This window comes from Streptomyces sp. NPDC058685 (genome assembly GCF_042714725.1).
Taxonomy (GTDB): domain Bacteria; phylum Actinomycetota; class Actinomycetes; order Streptomycetales; family Streptomycetaceae; genus Streptomyces.
In genome coordinates this window covers 12,205-27,842 of sequence record NZ_JBHXSL010000008.1, presented here as the reverse complement: position 1 = coordinate 27,842, position 15,638 = coordinate 12,205, and the positions used below count along the sequence as shown (strand labels likewise).

At 72.0% G+C, this 15,638-nt stretch carries 11 protein-coding genes; 8 read left to right on the top strand and 3 right to left on the bottom strand.

Features of this window, described 5'->3' with window-relative positions:
* The first annotated feature begins 11 nt into the window (after window positions 1-11).
* The 4 genes from eboE (at window position 12) to ACFWU3_RS09665 (ending at window position 4,502) form a co-directional block, all read left to right on the top strand.
* Window positions 12-1,181 carry a metabolite traffic protein EboE gene (eboE, locus tag ACFWU3_RS09680; RefSeq protein ID WP_384433711.1) on the top strand — a complete coding sequence of 390 codons (1,170 nt, stop codon included), beginning with the start codon at window positions 12-14 and terminating at the stop codon, window positions 1,179-1,181.
* Window positions 1,178-2,572, top strand: coding sequence for an alkaline phosphatase family protein (locus ACFWU3_RS09675; protein WP_384433708.1), 1,395 nt, complete (start codon window positions 1,178-1,180; stop codon window positions 2,570-2,572). Before eboE ends, ACFWU3_RS09675 begins: the two co-directional genes overlap by 4 nt.
* A gap of 33 nt (window positions 2,573-2,605) precedes the next feature.
* Window positions 2,606-3,658, top strand: a complete 1,053-nt coding sequence (locus tag ACFWU3_RS09670) for a sugar phosphate isomerase/epimerase family protein (RefSeq protein WP_384433705.1) — start codon at window positions 2,606-2,608, stop codon at window positions 3,656-3,658.
* 184 nt (window positions 3,659-3,842) lie between these two features.
* Entirely contained in the window at window positions 3,843-4,502 is a 660-nt protein-coding gene (locus ACFWU3_RS09665; protein WP_313943121.1) for an HAD family acid phosphatase, read from the top strand.
* Between the two features lie 158 nt (window positions 4,503-4,660).
* Here ACFWU3_RS09665 and ACFWU3_RS09660 read toward each other — a convergent pair whose 3' ends face one another.
* A complete protein-coding gene (locus ACFWU3_RS09660; RefSeq protein WP_384433702.1) occupies window positions 4,661-7,489 on the bottom strand; it encodes an AAA family ATPase in 2,829 nt (942 codons plus the stop codon).
* A 174-nt stretch (window positions 7,490-7,663) separates the two neighbouring features.
* On the opposite strand from ACFWU3_RS09660, the gene ACFWU3_RS09655 reads away from it, so the two are divergent.
* From ACFWU3_RS09655 to ACFWU3_RS09645, 3 genes are all read left to right on the top strand, one after another.
* On the top strand, window positions 7,664-8,332 hold the full coding sequence (locus ACFWU3_RS09655; protein ID WP_384433699.1) for a response regulator transcription factor: 669 nt from the start codon (window positions 7,664-7,666) through the stop codon (window positions 8,330-8,332).
* Window positions 8,333-8,465: 133 nt separating this feature from the next.
* Window positions 8,466-9,203, top strand: a complete 738-nt coding sequence (locus ACFWU3_RS09650; RefSeq protein ID WP_384433696.1) for a DUF4255 domain-containing protein — start codon at window positions 8,466-8,468, stop codon at window positions 9,201-9,203.
* Entirely contained in the window at window positions 9,200-11,266 is a 2,067-nt protein-coding gene (locus tag ACFWU3_RS09645) for an ATP-binding protein (RefSeq protein ID WP_384433694.1), read from the top strand. Before ACFWU3_RS09650 ends, ACFWU3_RS09645 begins: the two co-directional genes overlap by 4 nt.
* A gap of 84 nt (window positions 11,267-11,350) precedes the next feature.
* On the opposite strand, the gene ACFWU3_RS09640 is transcribed toward ACFWU3_RS09645, so the two are convergent.
* Together ACFWU3_RS09640 and ACFWU3_RS09635 are read right to left on the bottom strand one after the other, a co-directional pair.
* Window positions 11,351-12,772, bottom strand: coding sequence for a hydrolase (locus ACFWU3_RS09640; RefSeq protein WP_384433691.1), 1,422 nt, complete (start codon window positions 12,770-12,772; stop codon window positions 11,351-11,353).
* A gap of 110 nt (window positions 12,773-12,882) precedes the next feature.
* The gene (locus tag ACFWU3_RS09635) at window positions 12,883-13,767 is read right to left on the bottom strand and encodes a DUF4157 domain-containing protein (RefSeq protein ID WP_384433688.1); all 885 of its coding nucleotides are present in this window, start codon (window positions 13,765-13,767) and stop codon (window positions 12,883-12,885) included.
* 234 nt (window positions 13,768-14,001) lie between these two features.
* Between ACFWU3_RS09635 and ACFWU3_RS09630 the strand changes: the two genes are divergently transcribed.
* Window positions 14,002-15,582 carry a phage tail sheath subtilisin-like domain-containing protein gene (locus ACFWU3_RS09630; RefSeq protein WP_384433685.1) on the top strand — a complete coding sequence of 527 codons (1,581 nt, stop codon included), beginning with the start codon at window positions 14,002-14,004 and terminating at the stop codon, window positions 15,580-15,582.
* Window positions 15,583-15,638: the final 56 nt, after the last annotated feature.

Sequence of the window (15,638 nt, the reverse complement as noted above, 5' to 3'; positions counted from 1 at the left end):
GAGGCAGCCGGATGCGCTTCCGCCACCCCGACGGCACCACCGTCCACCTCGGCTACTGCACCAACGTCCATCCCGCCGAGACCCTCGACGGCGTCCTCGCCCAGCTCCGCGACCACTGCGAACCGGTGCGCCGCCGTCTCGGCCGCGACCGGCTGGGCATCGGCCTCTGGCTGGCCAAGGACGCGGCCCGCGCCCTCGTCACCGATCCCGCCGCGCTGCGGGGCCTGCGCGGCGAACTCGACCGGCGGGGCCTGGAGGTGGTCACCCTCAACGGCTTCCCGTACGAGGGGTTCGGCGCCGAAGAGGTCAAGTACCGCGTCTACAAGCCGGACTGGACGGATCCCGAACGCCTCTCCCACACCACGGATCTCGCCCGGCTGCTGGCCGGCCTCCTGCCCGACGACGTCACCGAGGGCACCATCTCCACCCTGCCGCTGGCATGGCGCACCCCCTTCGACAACGTTGCCGCCGAGAACGCCCGCGCGGCGCTCACCACCCTCGCCGAACGGCTCGACGCCCTCGAGGACCTCACGGGCAAGTCCGTCCGTATCGCCGTCGAGCCCGAACCGGGCTGCATCGTCGAGACCACCGCCGACGCCATCGCGCCCCTGAGCGGCATCGCCTCCCACCGGATCGGCGTCTGCATCGACACCTGCCACCTCGCCACCTCCTTCGAAGATCCGGAGACCGCCCTGGCCGCCCTCACCGCGGCCGGTGTCACCGTCCCCAAGGCCCAGCTGTCCGCGGCCCTGCATGCCGAGGAGCCTCATCTGCCCGATGTGCGCGCCGCGTTGGCCGCGTTCGCCGAACCCCGCTTCCTGCACCAGACCCGCACCCGGACGAGCGCCGGCCTGCGCGGCACCGACGACCTCCCGGAAGCCGTCGCCGGCGAGGCACTGCCCGACGGCGCACCCTGGCGATCGCACTTCCACGTCCCGCTGCACGCCCCGCCCGCCCCGCCCCTCACCTCCACCCTTCCCGTCCTGAAGGACACGCTGTCCCGGCTCGTCGGGGGACCGGCGCCCCTGACCCGTCACCTGGAAGTGGAGACATACACCTGGCAGGCCCTGCCCGCCGAGCTGCGCCCCCGCAACCGCACCCAGCTCGCCGACGGCATCGCCGCCGAACTCACCCTCGCCCGCGACCTCCTGGTCGACCTCGGCCTCAAGGAGCTGCCATGACCGATGCCGGACAGACCGCGCCCACCCCTCTCCTGGTCCTGGACGTCGTCGGCCTCACCCCTCAGCTCCTCGCGCACATGCCCAACCTGCGGGCACTGGCCGGCTCCGGCTCCCAGGCCCCGCTGTCCACCGTGCTGCCGGCCGTGACCTGCGCCGCTCAGTCGACGTTCCTGACGGGCACCCTGCCCGCCGAGCACGGCATCGTCGGCAACGGCTGGTACTTCCGCGACCTGGGCGATGTGCTGCTGTGGCGGCAGCACAACGGACTGGTCGGCGGCGACAAGCTGTGGGACGCCGCCCGGCGCGCGCACCCCGGCTACACGGTGGCCAACATCTGCTGGTGGTACGCGATGGGCGCGGACACCGACTTCATCGTCACCCCCCGGCCCGTCTACTACGCCGACGGCCGCAAGGAACCCGACTGCTACACCCGCCCCCCGGAGCTCCACGACGAACTCACCGGTGAGCTCGGCACCTTCCCGTTGTTCCACTTCTGGGGCCCCGGCGCCGACCTGGTGTCCAGCCAGTGGATCATCGACGCCACCCGTCACATCATGGCCACCCGCCATCCCGATCTGACCCTGTGCTACCTCCCTCATCTCGACTACGACCTCCAGCGCTTCGGCCCCGACGACCCCCGGTCCCACCAGGCGGCCACCGACCTGGACGCGGCCCTCGCCCCGCTCCTGGCCGACGCCCACCGGGAGGGCCGCACGGTCGTCGCACTGTCGGAGTACGGCATCACCCGGGTCAGCCGCACCGTCGACATCAACCGGGCCCTGCGCCGCGCCGGGCTGCTCGAAGTCCACACCCAGGACGGCATGGAGTACCTGGACGCGATGGCCTCCCGTGCCTTCGCGGTGGCCGACCACCAGATCGCCCACGTCTACGTCCGCCGCCCCGAGGATCTGGAGGCCACCCGCCAGGCACTGGCGGAACTCCCCGGCATCGAGCAACTCCTGGACGACGAGGGCAAGAAGGCCCACGGCCTGGACCACCCCCGGGCCGGTGAGCTCGTCGCGGTCGCCGAACCGGACGCCTGGTTCACCTACTACTACTGGCTCGACGACAACCGGGCGCCCGACTTCGCACAGCTGGTCGAGATCCACCGCAAGCCCGGCTACGACCCCGTCGAACTTTTCATGGATCCCCAGGATCCGTACGTCAGGGTCAAGGCGGCCACGGCGATCGCGCGCAAGAAGCTCGGCATGCGCTACCGGCTCGCCGTCGTCCCCCTCGACCCGTCACCTATTCGTGGCAGCCACGGCCGGCTGCCCGCACACGACGACGAAGGCCCGCTCATCATCTGCTCCACCCCCCAGGCAGTCACCGGCCGCGTCGAAGCCACCGAGGTGAAGTCCCTGCTGCTCCACCTCGCTGGACTCCACTGAACCAGACGGCACTGACAACGAGGAGTTATCCACATGAGCCGCACCTCCAAGAACCACGACCCGGAGCTCTCCCACCGTCTCAGCAGACGAGGCATGCTCGGCGTCGCCGCCGGTGCCAGTGCCGCCGCCCTGCTCGGCGCGGCCGTCCCCGCGTCCGCGGCCCCCGTCACGGCGGCCCAGGACAGGGGACACGGCCGCGGCCGTCCCGTCCTGCCGCCCGGGCGTCTCGGCATCCAGCTCTACTCGCTGCGGGACAAGGTCTCCACCCTCGGCTTCGCGCCGGTGTTCGCCGAGCTGGCCAAGAACGGCTACGACGAGGTCGAGTTCGCCGGCTACACCCAGGGCTCCGCGGGCCCCATCACGCTCGCCCAGCTCAAGCGGCTTGCCAGGGACCACGGCCTGAACCCCATCGGCAGTCACGTCAACTACTACGACGACAACAACCCGGGTGCCTACAGCTTCGCGCAGAACCTGGAGAAGGTGCTCGACGACGCCCAGGCCCTGGGGCTCAAGCACATCGGCACCGCGTCCGGCCCCTGGCGCTACGGCGCCACCGTCGACGGCTGGAAGCGCGCGGCCGAGGACTTCAACACCTACGGCGCCGCCGCGCGGAGGCGCGGCATGAAGTTCTACCAGCACAACCACGCCGAGGAGTTCTCCTTCGCGACCGACAAGCCGAAGGTCCGTCTCTACGACGTGCTGCTCGCCGAGACCGACCCGAGCCTCGTCTATCTGGAGATGGACATCTACTGGGCGTATGTGGGCCAGTTCCGCTTCGGCAAGCGGGTCGACGGCACCCCCGCGCCCTTCGACCCGCTGCGCTACGTCCTCAAGCAGCCGCACCGTTACCCGCTCTTCCACGTCAAGGACGGCGAGCGCAACGAGGCGGCCCGTGACGGGTACGACATGGTCGACGTCGGTGACGGCGACATCGACTACAAGCGCTTCATCTCGGCGGTGAACAAGACCCACGGCGGCCGCCGCGACCACCACTGGCAGGCGGAGCACGACAACCCGGTCGAGTCCTTCGCGTTCGCCCGCAAGTCCAGCGCCCATCTCCACTCGCTGCGTGAGAAGGACTGCTAGTCCGTCCGCGTCATCTCTCGTTCGGTTCGCGGACCGTTCCCGGAGGTCCGTCGAGAATCTTGCTACCGGCCAGTAGAGGGAACGTAAGGTTCCGTCCATCATGGGACGCGAGCATGTCAAGGCCCTCCGTCCGTACCGGACGGGGGGCTTTCCCTGAGCTGTTCCGAGACCAGGAGAACCCCCCATGCATGCAGGCAAGTGGAGAGTCCGGTCGGTGGCGGGCGTCGCCGCACTGGCGTTCACCGTGGCCACACCCGTGGCCACCGCCGCGACCCCGGCACCGTCGGACGGCCCGGCGGCCAAGGCCGCTTCCACGGCGCAGAAGTCAAACGGTCCGTTCCTCGCCGATGTCGACTACGCGACGTGGCAGCGTGACGTGAAGGCCGTCATCGATGTGGCGCGTCCCTACATCGAGCAGCGCACCGCGAACCCCGGTGGCAAGAAGCAGGCCATCGTCCTCGACATCGACAACACGTCGCTGGAGACGGACTTCCACTACTTCTGGGAGATCCCGACCCCCGCGGTGAAGCCGGTGCTGGACCTCGCCACGTACGCGGAGTCCCGCGGCGTGGACATCTTCTTCGTCACCGCGCGCCCGGGCATCATCTACTCGCTCACCGAGTACAACCTGGAGCGGGTCGGCTTCCCGGTCGACGGTCTGTACGTACGTGACCTGCCGGACCTCTTCCACGAGGTCAGCAAGTACAAGACCGACAAGCGCACCGAGATCGAGGCCAAGGGCTACACGATCATCGCCAACATCGGCAACAACACCACCGACCTGGTGGGCGGGCACGCCGAGAAGACGTTCAAGCTGCCCGACTACGACGGCGACCTCTCCTAGGGCCTGATCCGAACGACGGGCCCGAGACCCCATCCGCGGGTCTGCCGTTCCGCGGGTTTGCCGTGCACGACGAGGGGGCCGTCACGACCGGAGCGAACGGTCGTGGCGGCCCCCTCGGTGCTCTGCCGCCTCTCCCGCCCGCCTCTCCCGCCGAGGAATCAGTCGGCCGGCCCGGTATCGCTCTGCTCCGGTTCGGCCGACTCCGCATCCGCGGGCCCTTCGTCGAGCGCGCCGGCGAGTTCCGTCCGGCGCCGGATGCCCAGCTTGCGGTAGGCGCTGGTCAGATGGGTCTCGACGGTGCGCCGAGCGAGGTGGAGCAGTTCGGCGATCTCGGCGTTCGTCATGCCGCCGGCGGCGAGCGCGGCGATCCGCCGCTCACTTCCGGTGAGCGCCTCGGCCCCGGTGAGCGCCGTCGCGACACGGCGCGCGCCGCCCTCGCGCAGGGCCTCCTCCGCCAGGGACCGCAGCCGCACGGCGCCCAGCCGCTCAGCGAGCTCGGACGCCTCCCGCAGAGAGTCGCGCGCCCGCGCCCGCTCTCCGGCGGCGTTGAGCTGCCGCCCCCGCGCGACCAGCGCCGGCAGCAACTCCCTCTCCACCGACGCGTCCCGCAGCAGCCGCACCGCCCGGTCCGTGAGCTCCAGTCCGCGCCGCCCGCCCGTCGCCGTGCCGAGGACACGCAGCGCCCTGCCCACGCAGCGCGGTGTGTTCCACACCCTGGCGAGCCGCAGTTCCTCGTCCGCGAGCGCGAGCGCCTCGTCCGGCCTGCCGAGCGCCAGCCGGCATTCGGCCGCCGCGGTCCGCCACGGTGTGACGACGGGCGCGACCACATGGCGCGCCGTCTGCCGGCGCCCGCACTCCAGGAAGTCCTCGAGAGCGCCTTCCATGTCTCCCCGGGCCGCGCGCAACGCGCCGCGCGCGTAGCGGAACCGGTGCAGTTCCCAGGACTCCGGCGCGGCCCGCAGATCGAAACCGTCCGTGAGCCGTGCGGCCTCCTCCGTGCGGCCCGTCTCCACCAGCGCGATGACCGCGTGGGCCTGGGCGTTGGAGGGCGCGCTCCGGCCCACCTGTGCCGGGCCTGCCTGCGGGGCGGCGGGGGCGGCGATCAGTTCGGCGTAGCGCCCCCGGGCCGCGGCGATGTCCGTCCGCACGTTCAGCAGCGCCTCGTGCATGGGGTGCAGCAGGGACGCGCGCTGTCCGGTCAGGCCGCGCCGGATGAGCCGTTCGGCCTCGTCGAGTTCGTCGGCCCACTGGGCGACGGCCGCCGCGGTGCCCAGCAGGAACGGTTCCGCCAGCGGGTCGGGCGGTGACTCCAGCAGCGCGCGGATCCGTTTCATCGCGGAGTCCGCCGACGTCAGACCGGCTGTCGCCTCGTACCGCACCAACAGCGCCTGCCCCGCCGCGCCCACCAGGTCCGGTGTCCGCTCGGCGATCTCCCGCAGCCAGCGGTACACCTCCTCGCGTATCCCCGGGTCGTGGTCCGACAGCAGCGCCGAGGCGGCCTGCACGGTACGGATCAGGTTCGGATGGTCCCGCAGGGGTTCGTCCAGCGCGCGCAGGATGTCGATCGCGGTGCGCGCCTCGCCCCGCCGGGCGAGGGCGGTGCCGAGAGCCACCGCCGCACGCACCCGGTCGTGCGGCATGCCCGGCAGCCGCACCGCCTCGGTCAGCCGCGGTATGCCGGTGGCCGACCGCACGGTGGCGAATTCGAGGGAGCCCAGTTCGGTGAGGACCGAGGCGCGGCGGGCCGCCGGCATCGGTTCGTCCAGCACCCGGCGCAGATAGGCCAGAGCGTCGTCCGTGCGGTCCTCGGAGACGGCGACGGTGGCGGCGTCCAGCAGCGCGCTCGTCGCCCAGGCATCGCCGATCGCGTCGGTGCGCAACAACTGCCGGGCCACCCCCTCGGCCCGGTCGCCCCGGCGCAGCATCACCTCGGCCGCCGTACGGTGCGCCTGCTGCCGCCGGGCGCCGGACCACCCGCTCAACACGGCGTCGCGCAACAGCGGATGGGCGTACCGGGGGCGGCCGTCCGCGTCCGGGCGCAGCAAGCCGAGAAGGGTCATGGCGGTGAGCCAGCCCGAGACGCGGGCAGGGTCGGCGCCCACCATCCCGGCGGCCAGACCGGCGTGGTCATCCGCGTCCCCGGGGACGTCGTCCACGACGGCGAGCGCGCGGGCGACGTCGGCGGTGGCCTGCCCCGCGCTGTCCAGCCACCAGGAGACCGCGGACGGGTAGGCGCCCGGGTACAGGGCGGCGCAGGTGTCCGGCACGGCGGCCGGAAGGTCGTCCGGGGCCTCGGCGCGCAGATCGTCCAGCAGAGCGCGCAGCAGGAGCGGGCTGCCCGCGCCGGCGCGTACGCAGGCGTCAGCCCAGTCCTCCGGGACGGTGACGCCGACGGCCGAACGGACCGCGTCGGTCGCCGCGTTCGCGCCGAGGGGCGCGAGGGTGTGGCCGCGTACGAGGGCCGGCGAGAGGGTGTGGTCCAGGCAGTCCGCGGGCGGCTCGATGTCGTACTGGCTGCGTTCGGTCACCACGAGCAGCACCGGTAATCGGTCGACGTGCCGCGCCGCCTCGACGAGCCAGCGGCGCGAGGGCTCGTCGGCGAGGTGCACGTCGTCCACGGCGACCAGAAGCGGTGCCTCGGCCGCGTGTTCGCGCAGCAGCCGCCACAGCCGGGCGGCCCCGTTCCGGTCGTACGTGGTGCCGGACGACTTCGGCGGCTCATCGACGCACCCGAACTCATGACCGGGCTGGAGCAGTTGGCGTACGACGGCGAGGGGCGCGGCGCCGGGGGAGCAGCGGGCGCGCAGCACCCGCATGCCCCGCCCCGACGCATGGTCCGCGGCGGCTTCCAGCAGTGCGCTGCGGCCGGTGCCGGTGGCGCCTTTGAACAACACCAGGCGACCGGAGCCGCGTCGGGCGCGTTCGACCTCGGAGGTCACCAGGGCCAGCGCCTCCCGGCGTTCGCGAAGGGGTCCGGGGCCGCGCATCAGTGCCTCCTGCCGTCGACGGGCTCGTGGCCGATCTCGTGGTCCGTCTCGTGGTCCTCCACGATTGCGGGTGACACCCCTGGCGCACGAGTGTGGAATGCGCCCGCTTGCCACCCGTGCCACAGAGGTGGCGAGCAACCGACCGGGCGCGTACGGGGACAGGGGAGAAACGGTTTGCACAGCTCATTACGGACCACAGACACCGCCGCGGGCGAACCGGCGCACCGGATACCCGTCGTGGTCAACGCGGCGGATCCCGTGTCCCGTGCGGGCGCGATGAGTCTGCTGCGGCAACAGCCGGTGATCGACTTCGTCGAGGACACGGAGGTCGGGCCGGGCACCGTGGTCGTGCTGATCAGCGAGACCCCGGACGAGACCACACTGGCGAGACTGCGCAGGCTGGTACGCAGCGACGGCGCCCGTGCCGTGCTCGTGGTGGGTGTGATCCGGGAGGCGCAGCTGCTCGACGTCATCGAGTGCGGCATCGGCACCATCGTCTGGCGGCAGGAAGCCACCGCACAGCGGCTGTTGCAGGCCGTACTCGCGGCGTCCCGGGGTGACGGAGACCTCCCCGGCGACCTGCTGGGGCGGTTGATCAGCCAAGTAGGAACGTTGCAGCGGACGGCCGCCAACCACTCGGGTGTTCCTTCCTCCGGTCTGGCGCCACGCGAGGTCGACGTCCTGCGACTGGTCGCGGAAGGGCTCGACACCGGAGAGATAGCGAGCAAGCTCGCCTACTCCGAACGGACCGTCAAGAACGTCGTGCACGGACTGACCACGCGTCTGCACCTCCGAAACCGGGCACATGCCGTGGCATATGCCCTGCGAGAAGGCTACATCTGACCCAACAGGCGGGCGAACAGGGCTACTCGGGCACCGCGCTCTGCCCCCTCGACGTCCCCGGCGTGCCCTGCGGAGTCGGCGCTCCTGAGGGCACGATCGGCGGACAGACTCACGACGGGGCAGGAGCACGACGGTGATCCACGAGGTGGACGAGGTCCTCAAGCGACTGATCGGGGGTGGCGCCCTGGCCGGATCGGGCATCGAGGTCTCCTTCGAAGCCCCGACCCGCGACTGGGCCGCACGGCGCAACCAGCCCGCCGTCAACGCCTATCTGTACGACATCCGCGAGGACGTGAAGCGGCGCGAACGCGGCGCCGTCGCCGTCCTCGACGAACGGGGACTCGTCGTGCGCCGCCGCCAGCCTCCCCGCTGGTTCCGGCTGTCCTACCTGGTCACGGCCTGGACCAAGCGGCCCGAGGACGAACACCGGCTGCTGTCCGCGGTGCTGGCCACCCTGATCCCCCGCGAGATCCTGCCCGCCGACGAACTCCCCGGAGCGCTCGGCGAACTGGGCCTGTCCGTGCCCCTCACGGTCGCCGGCCTGCACACCGAGGCGCGCTCCATGGCGGAGATCTGGAGCGCGCTGGGCGGTGAACTGAAGCCGTCCCTGGACCTCGTGGTGACGGCCCCCTTCCCGGCGTACCCCGAGTACGACGCGGGCCCGCCCGTCACGGAGGGCGCGGGAGTGCGTATACGCGGCATCGACGGCACCCTGGAGGGCTCGCCCGAGCGGCGGCACCGGCCGCATCACCTGGCCTCCGCGACGGCCGCCCGCGCCGCGGCGACGGCGGCCCCGGACGAATACGGCGACGGGCCACCGTCCGCGTCGGAGGAAGCAGACGGCCGGGGCCGGAGGAAGCAGGGCACGTGAGCACGTACACCCCGACGGAGACCGCCGGCGAGACGGCTTCCACCGCACAGCCGACGGCACCCGGACACAGCACGGCGACAGCGGAGGATGCCGACCTCGGCGCTCTCCTCAGCCGTCTTTCCCGACTACGCCGGAACGTCGCCCGGTTGGTCGACCACCGCGCCGCCGCCGACCCCACCGCCACCGACCCCCTGCGCGGGCTCTATCTGTCCGAGGAGGCCGTACGGCATCTGCTGCGGCCCCTCGCGCCGGACCCCGCCGGACCCGCCCCCGACCACGAAGGGCCCGAGGACCGACTGGCGCGACTCGCTGGACGGTTCGGGCTCACCGGGCTGGACGTCCGGATCCTGCTCATCGCCCTCGCCCCCGATCTCGACCGCACCTTCGAGCCCCTGTACGGCTACCTCAACGACGATGTCAGCCGTCGGCGCGCCACTGCCGGACTCGCCCTCGACCTGTGCGGACTGCCCGCGCACAACTCCGGAGCGCGGGCGAGGTTCCATCCGTCGGCGCCCCTGTCCACGCTCGGGCTGCTCGTGGTCGAGGAGGCCGAACGGCCCTTTCTCAGCCGTACGTTGCGCGTCCCGGGCCGAGTCGTCGCCCATCTCCTCGGCGACGACACCCCGGACGCCGCGCTCGCGGATCACCTCCGCCCGCTCGCGGCGGCCTCGGGAACGTACGACGAGGGGTTCACCCGCAGGCTCGCCGAGCGGCTCAGCAGCCGGCCGGCCGTCGTGCATCTGCGCGAACACCGGGAGGGCGACGGGCTCGTGTACGCCGCGGCAGCCCTGCGCGCGGCGGGTGCCGAGGCCCTGCACTTCACCCCCTCGACGGCGAAGGACGCGCTCCCGGACCTGCTCCCTCGTCTGCTCCGCGAAGCCCGTCTGCGTGACTGTGCCGTCGTGGTGTCACCGCTGCCCGAGCAACCGGGCTCGCTCCTGAGGGCGTTGACCTCGCCCGACGTGGCGGTTCTGTTCGCAGGGACCCGCCCGTACGACCCGCAGTGGTGCGAGCGCGATCCGCTGGTCCTCGACGTGCCCCGGCTGCGTGCGGGCGCCGTGGACGTCTGGTCCGCCGCGCTCGGTCCCGCGGCGGAGAGTCCGGGGCTCGATCTGGCGGCCACCGTCGCCCCCTACCGGCTCGGCGGGGACCGTATCGGGCGAGCCGCCCGCGCGGCTGTGGACCTCGCCGCGTTCGACGGCACCCCGGTGACCGACGCCCATCTGCGGCTCGCCGCACGGCAGCAGACCGCGTCCGGTCTGGAGCGCCACGCGCGCCGGATCCGCCCCGAGGTCGGCTGGGACGATCTCGTCCTGCCGGACATGCCGCTCGGCCAACTGCACGAACTCGCCCTGCGGGCCCGCCACCGCGACCAGGTCCTCGGCGACTGGCGCCTGAGCGCCGGGGGAGGCCGGGGCCGAGGTGTCCTCGGGCTCTTCGCGGGCGAGTCCGGCACCGGCAAGACCCTGTCCGCCGAGGTCGTCGCCTCCGAACTCGGCCTGGATCTCTACGTCGTCCAGCTCTCGTCCATCGTCGACAAGTACGTCGGCGAGACCGAGAAGAACCTCGAACGGATCTTCACCGAGGCCGACCGCACCGACGCCGTCCTGCTCTTCGACGAGGCGGACGCCGTGTTCGGCAAGCGCTCGGAGGTCAAGGACTCCCACGACAAACACGCCAACATGGAGAGCGCGTACCTGCTCCAGCGCCTGGAGTCCTTCGAGGGCATCGCCCTGCTCACCACCAACCTCCGGGCCAACATCGACGAGGCGTTCACCCGGCGCCTCGACCTGGTGGTCGACTTCCCGTTCCCCGACGCCGGTCAGCGGCTGGCCCTGTGGCGCCACAGTCTCAGCTCGGTGCCGTGCGCGGACAACACGGAACCGGCCGCGGTCGCCCGCGACTTCGAGCTCGCCGGCGGCTCCATCCGCAGTGCCGTCGTCACCGCCGCCTACGCCGCCGCGGGCCGCTCCGGACGGGTGACGACGGCCGACCTGCGGGAGGGCGCCGAGCGCGAGTACCGCAAGGCCGGCCGTCTGGTTCCGGGCGAGGGAAACTGGTGACCCACCTGGTTCCGGGCGAGGCAACCGGTGACTCCCGGCGTCCCCCGCGAGGGCAACAGGTGACCGCCGGGACGCCGGGTCACCTCACACGGTGAACCGGACCGCCTCCAGCCAGAGCGAGTTCGTCAGGGTGCCCCCGAAGATGAAGCCCTCGCCGCTGTCCGGCTCGTCACAGCCCAGGCCGTGCCAGCCCTCGTCGCGGACGTGGGCGGTCTGGCAGACGCGGTTCTTGCCCTCGCCGACGTTGATGACGAACCCCAGCATGTCCGGAGCACCCTTCTTCCGGCTGCCGATGTAGTTGTCGACGCCGTCGGGCGCGCCCGACCACGGAGCGTTGTAGTGGCCCCGGTCGTTGGTCGACTCGGGGTCGTGGACGAAAGCACTGCCGGCCGTGCCATTGGTACCGGACACCGCGATGTTGAGCTTCTTGATCGGCTTGCCCTTGCCCACTGTGCCCGCCGTCTTGCCGTCGCACGCGGGGTCCGTCCAGCCGTCGCCCTCGACGTACGCCCGATAGCAGATGTGCCGGCCCGACTTCTCGGCGGCCAGCCGCGTGACGGCGTCCGCCGCGGTGTCCTCGGGGGCCTTGGACTCCTTCTTCTCCTCGGAGCCACCGCCACCGCCTCCGGCCCCGTCGTTCGCCGGGGGCGGCGACTGCTGCGGGGCCGGCGTGGGGGAGGGAGGCGCCGGGGCCGGCGCGGACACCGAAGGGCTGGGCGGCAGCGTGCTGACGCCGGCCTCCTGGAGCTTCTCCGTGGCGGCGCTGCGCACCTGGGGCTTGTACGCGATCCACAGCATCACGAAGGTGATCGCGAGGGCCAGGAAGACACCGAGGAAGGTGAGGAGCCAGCCGGGCAGGAACCCGCGCTGGACGTAGGTGCCCTCGACGTCCAGCGGCACGGTTCCCGAGCGCTGCACGGCGAGCGTGTAGGGCCGCTCCTCCTTGGACCCGAACCAGATGACCTGGCGCGGCTTGAGCGTGGTCCTCACGAAGGCCGCGCGGCCGGGTTCGATCTGGATGTTGCTCGGGTGGATGTCGTAGGACAGCTGGTCGCCGGTGTCGCTGCCGCTGACGGAAGCCGTGAGCTTCGTGTTCCCGAGGTTGTCGACGGCGAGCCGCGGACGCCCGCGGAACCGCCCCTTGACGGTGGGCGGGACGAGTTCGGTCCGTATCTCCGTGAAGGGCGTGATGGTCAGATTGCCCTCGGGGACGGTCGTCGCCTCCGGGTGCTCGGTCGGGGTGATGCGCACGGCGTACGGGTTCGGGCCCGCGGTCGCGTCCGGGGTGCGCGGTGGCGCGAACCGCAGCTCCACCGTGCCCGTCGTACCGGGGTAGATGCGGAGCGTCTGAGGCTCGACGGTGGTCCAGGGCGCGATGTCGCCGACCGGCTCGAAGCGGTACTCGTCGACCACATCACCGGTATTGCGCACGCGCAGCCGTACCGTCGTGCTGCCGCCGGGGTCCACCGTGGCCGACGCGGGTTCGAGGGAAGTCCAAAGGCTCACACGCCCACGGTAGGCGGGGAGTTCGGCGGGAGTCAGGAGTCGCAGGGGCACACCGGATGTCCTCGCGGACCTCCCGGCTGCCCCTCCCGTGCGGCGCGGTCCTGGCTTCCCTACCGCTTCTCGCTGTCGCTCTCCGAGGACCACTCGGAGTGCGAGGAGTCCGGGTCGTGGCCGACGGTCCTCTCCGCGTTCGTGCCGACGATGGTCCGCAGAGCGATACGGGACATGCGGTCCAGCATGCGCAGGGTCACGTCCCGGTCCTCGGCGGCGGTCGGCTCCTTCTGCCGGTACGTGCCCTTGGCCTCCTCCTCGGTACCGGAGGAGGCCCGCTGCACGTTGAGCGTGCCCGCACCCCGCCCCCTCCCACCCGCACCGCGTGCGGAGCCGGGTGACCCGGCCCCGCCGCCCGCGGTCTCCACGGCCCGCTGCACCGGCGCCGGCCCGCTCATCACCTGCCGCGCGGTCTCCTTCGCCTCGACCTCCGCCCAGTCACGGGGGTCGGAGATCATCAGACCGTCGCCGTTGTCGGTGCCGGGTACGGGCCCCCGGCTCTGCCGGCCGATGTGGTGCAGTTCTTCGGCGAGGACCTGCTTGTCCCGGCCGTCCCACACCACATGCGGAAAGGAGGTGTACGCCTGCGCGCCGATCTCCTCCGCGGAGCGAAGGGCCTCCGAGTCCGTGTGGAGACGTACGCCGCTGAAGTCCTCGCCGCCGAAACGGCTCTCCATCTCGTCATGGAGCGGTGCGTCCATCGTCCGCCCCGGCGAACGCAGCACGTCGTGCACCGAGGAACGCTGGACCGCAGGGCCGTGCCCGCAGTTCGCGTCGTGCCGGTGGCGCTGCTCCTCGACCGCACGGGACACCGCCGCGTTGCCCGCCGCGCGCTGCAACGCCAGGATCCCGGAGACGGGCCCCTGTGCGGGCACGCGCCCTGCCGGGCGGCCCGCGCCGGCCCGCCCGCGGGCCTTGTCGGTGTCCTTGTCCTGCGCGCGCACGGGACCTCCCCTCGAAGACGGGTACACCGGTCTCCAAGACGTAGTGCGCAACACCGGGGCCACGGAAGGTACTTCGGGGCAGTCCCGAGGGCAGCCGGCCGCAGCGGGTGACCGCGCTTGCCCCTCGGGGCAGAAGTCCTGCCCCCGAACGGGTACCGGAGGCCGTTTCGGTGGACGCGCTTCGCGCGTGAGGGTGAGAGACGTCCTGTCTCGTACCCCCGAGGAGCGCAGAGCATGCCGTCCTACCTGTCGCCCGGCGTATACGTCGAGGAGGTGGCCAGCGGCTCCCGTCCCATCGAAGGGGTGGGTACCTCGGTGGCGGCCTTCGTCGGCCTGGCCCCGACCGGTCCGCTGAACGAACCGACCCTGGTCACCAACTGGTCCCAGTACGTCGCGGCCTTCGGCGAGTTCACCGACGGGTACTACCTGGCGCACTCCGTGTACGGGTTCTTCAACAACGGCGGCAGCGCCGCGTACGTCGTCCGCGTGGGCGGTACGCCGGGCGGCGCGTCGTCCGACGGCTCTCCGGCCGCGCTGCGCGGCTCCGCACAGCGGGCCGCGCTCCCGGCGGGCGACCCGAAGCAGCTCGGCACCTTCAGCGTGACCGCCGTCGCCGGCGGTTCGCTCAGTGTCGAGGTCGCCGACCCCGAGGGCGAGGGCCCCGCCGAGCGGTTCAAGCTGATCGTCAAGGACGGCGACAAGGCCGTCGAGACCTTCGACGTGACCGCCAAGAAGGGCGGCCGCAACTACGTCGTCACCCAGGTCAAGGAACGCTCCAAGCTCATCGCGGTCCAGGAGTCGGCGCCCGCCGGGCAGCTCGCGCGCCCCGACAATCAGACCGTGGCCCTGGCAGCACCGGCACCGGCCCCCGCGCCCGCTGCCCCCGCCGGCGCGAGCGACTCCCAGCCCGGCCCCGCCGAGTACCTCGGCGACTCCGCCGACCGCACCGGCTTCGGCGGCCTGGAGGCCGTGGACGAGATCGCCATGGTCGCCGTCCCCGACCTGATGGCCGCCTACCAGCGCGGCGCCATCGACCTGGAGGCCGTCAAGGCGGTCCAGCTCGGTCTGATCGCGCACTGCGAGCTGATGGGCGACCGGGTCGCGATCATCGACCCGCCGCCCGGTCTGAATGCCCGTCAGATCCGCGTCTGGCGCCAGGAGACCGCGGGCTACGACTCCAAGTACGCGGCCCTGTACTACCCCTGGGTCAAGGTCTTCGACCCGGCCTCGGGCCAGTCGACGCTGGTCCCGCCGAGCGGTCACATCTCCGGTATCTGGGCCCGCAACGACTTCGAGCGCGGTGTGCACAAGGCGCCCGCCAACGAGGTCGTCCGGGGAGCGGTCGACCTGGAGATCCAGATCACCCGAGGCGAGCAGGATCTGCTCAACCCCATCGGCGTCAACTGCATCCGCGCCTTCCCGGGCCGCGGCATCCGCGTCTGGGGCGCCCGCACGATGTCCTCCGACCCTGCCTGGCGCTACCTGAACGTGCGCCGGTACTTCAACTACCTGGAGGAGTCGATCCTGCTCGGCACCCAGTGGGTGGTGTTCGAGCCGAACGACCACAATCTGTGGGCCCGCATCCGGCGCAACGTGTCGGCGTTCCTCGTCAACGAGTGGCGCAGCGGCGCCCTCTTCGGCCAGCGGCCGGAGGAGGCGTACTACGTCAAGTGTGACGCGGAGACCAACACCCCGGAGTCGGTCGACCTCGGCCGGGTCATCTGCGAGATCGGCATCGCGCCGGTCAAGCCCGCGGAGTTCGTGATCTTCCGGCTGGCTCAGTTCTCCAGCGGCAGCGGGGAGCTGGAGGAGTAGGCCACCGGCCTACTCCCCAGCCCACGCCCGCCTTCCTCCGCAACCCCTCACAAGGA

What these genes read in the sequence shown, in the direction of transcription:
- eboE (WP_384433711.1), top strand. Translation starts at nt 12, where the DNA reads ATGCGCTTCCGCCACCCCGACGGCACCACCGTCCACCTCGGCTACTGC.
- ACFWU3_RS09675 (WP_384433708.1), top strand. Translation starts at nt 1,178, where the DNA reads ATGACCGATGCCGGACAGACCGCGCCCACCCCTCTCCTGGTCCTGGAC.
- ACFWU3_RS09670 (WP_384433705.1), top strand. Translation starts at nt 2,606, where the DNA reads ATGAGCCGCACCTCCAAGAACCACGACCCGGAGCTCTCCCACCGTCTC.
- ACFWU3_RS09665 (WP_313943121.1), top strand. Translation starts at nt 3,843, where the DNA reads ATGCATGCAGGCAAGTGGAGAGTCCGGTCGGTGGCGGGCGTCGCCGCA.
- ACFWU3_RS09660 (WP_384433702.1), bottom strand. Translation starts at nt 7,489, where the DNA reads ATGCGCGGCCCCGGACCCCTTCGCGAACGCCGGGAGGCGCTGGCCCTG.
- ACFWU3_RS09630 (WP_384433685.1), top strand. Translation starts at nt 14,002, where the DNA reads ATGCCGTCCTACCTGTCGCCCGGCGTATACGTCGAGGAGGTGGCCAGC.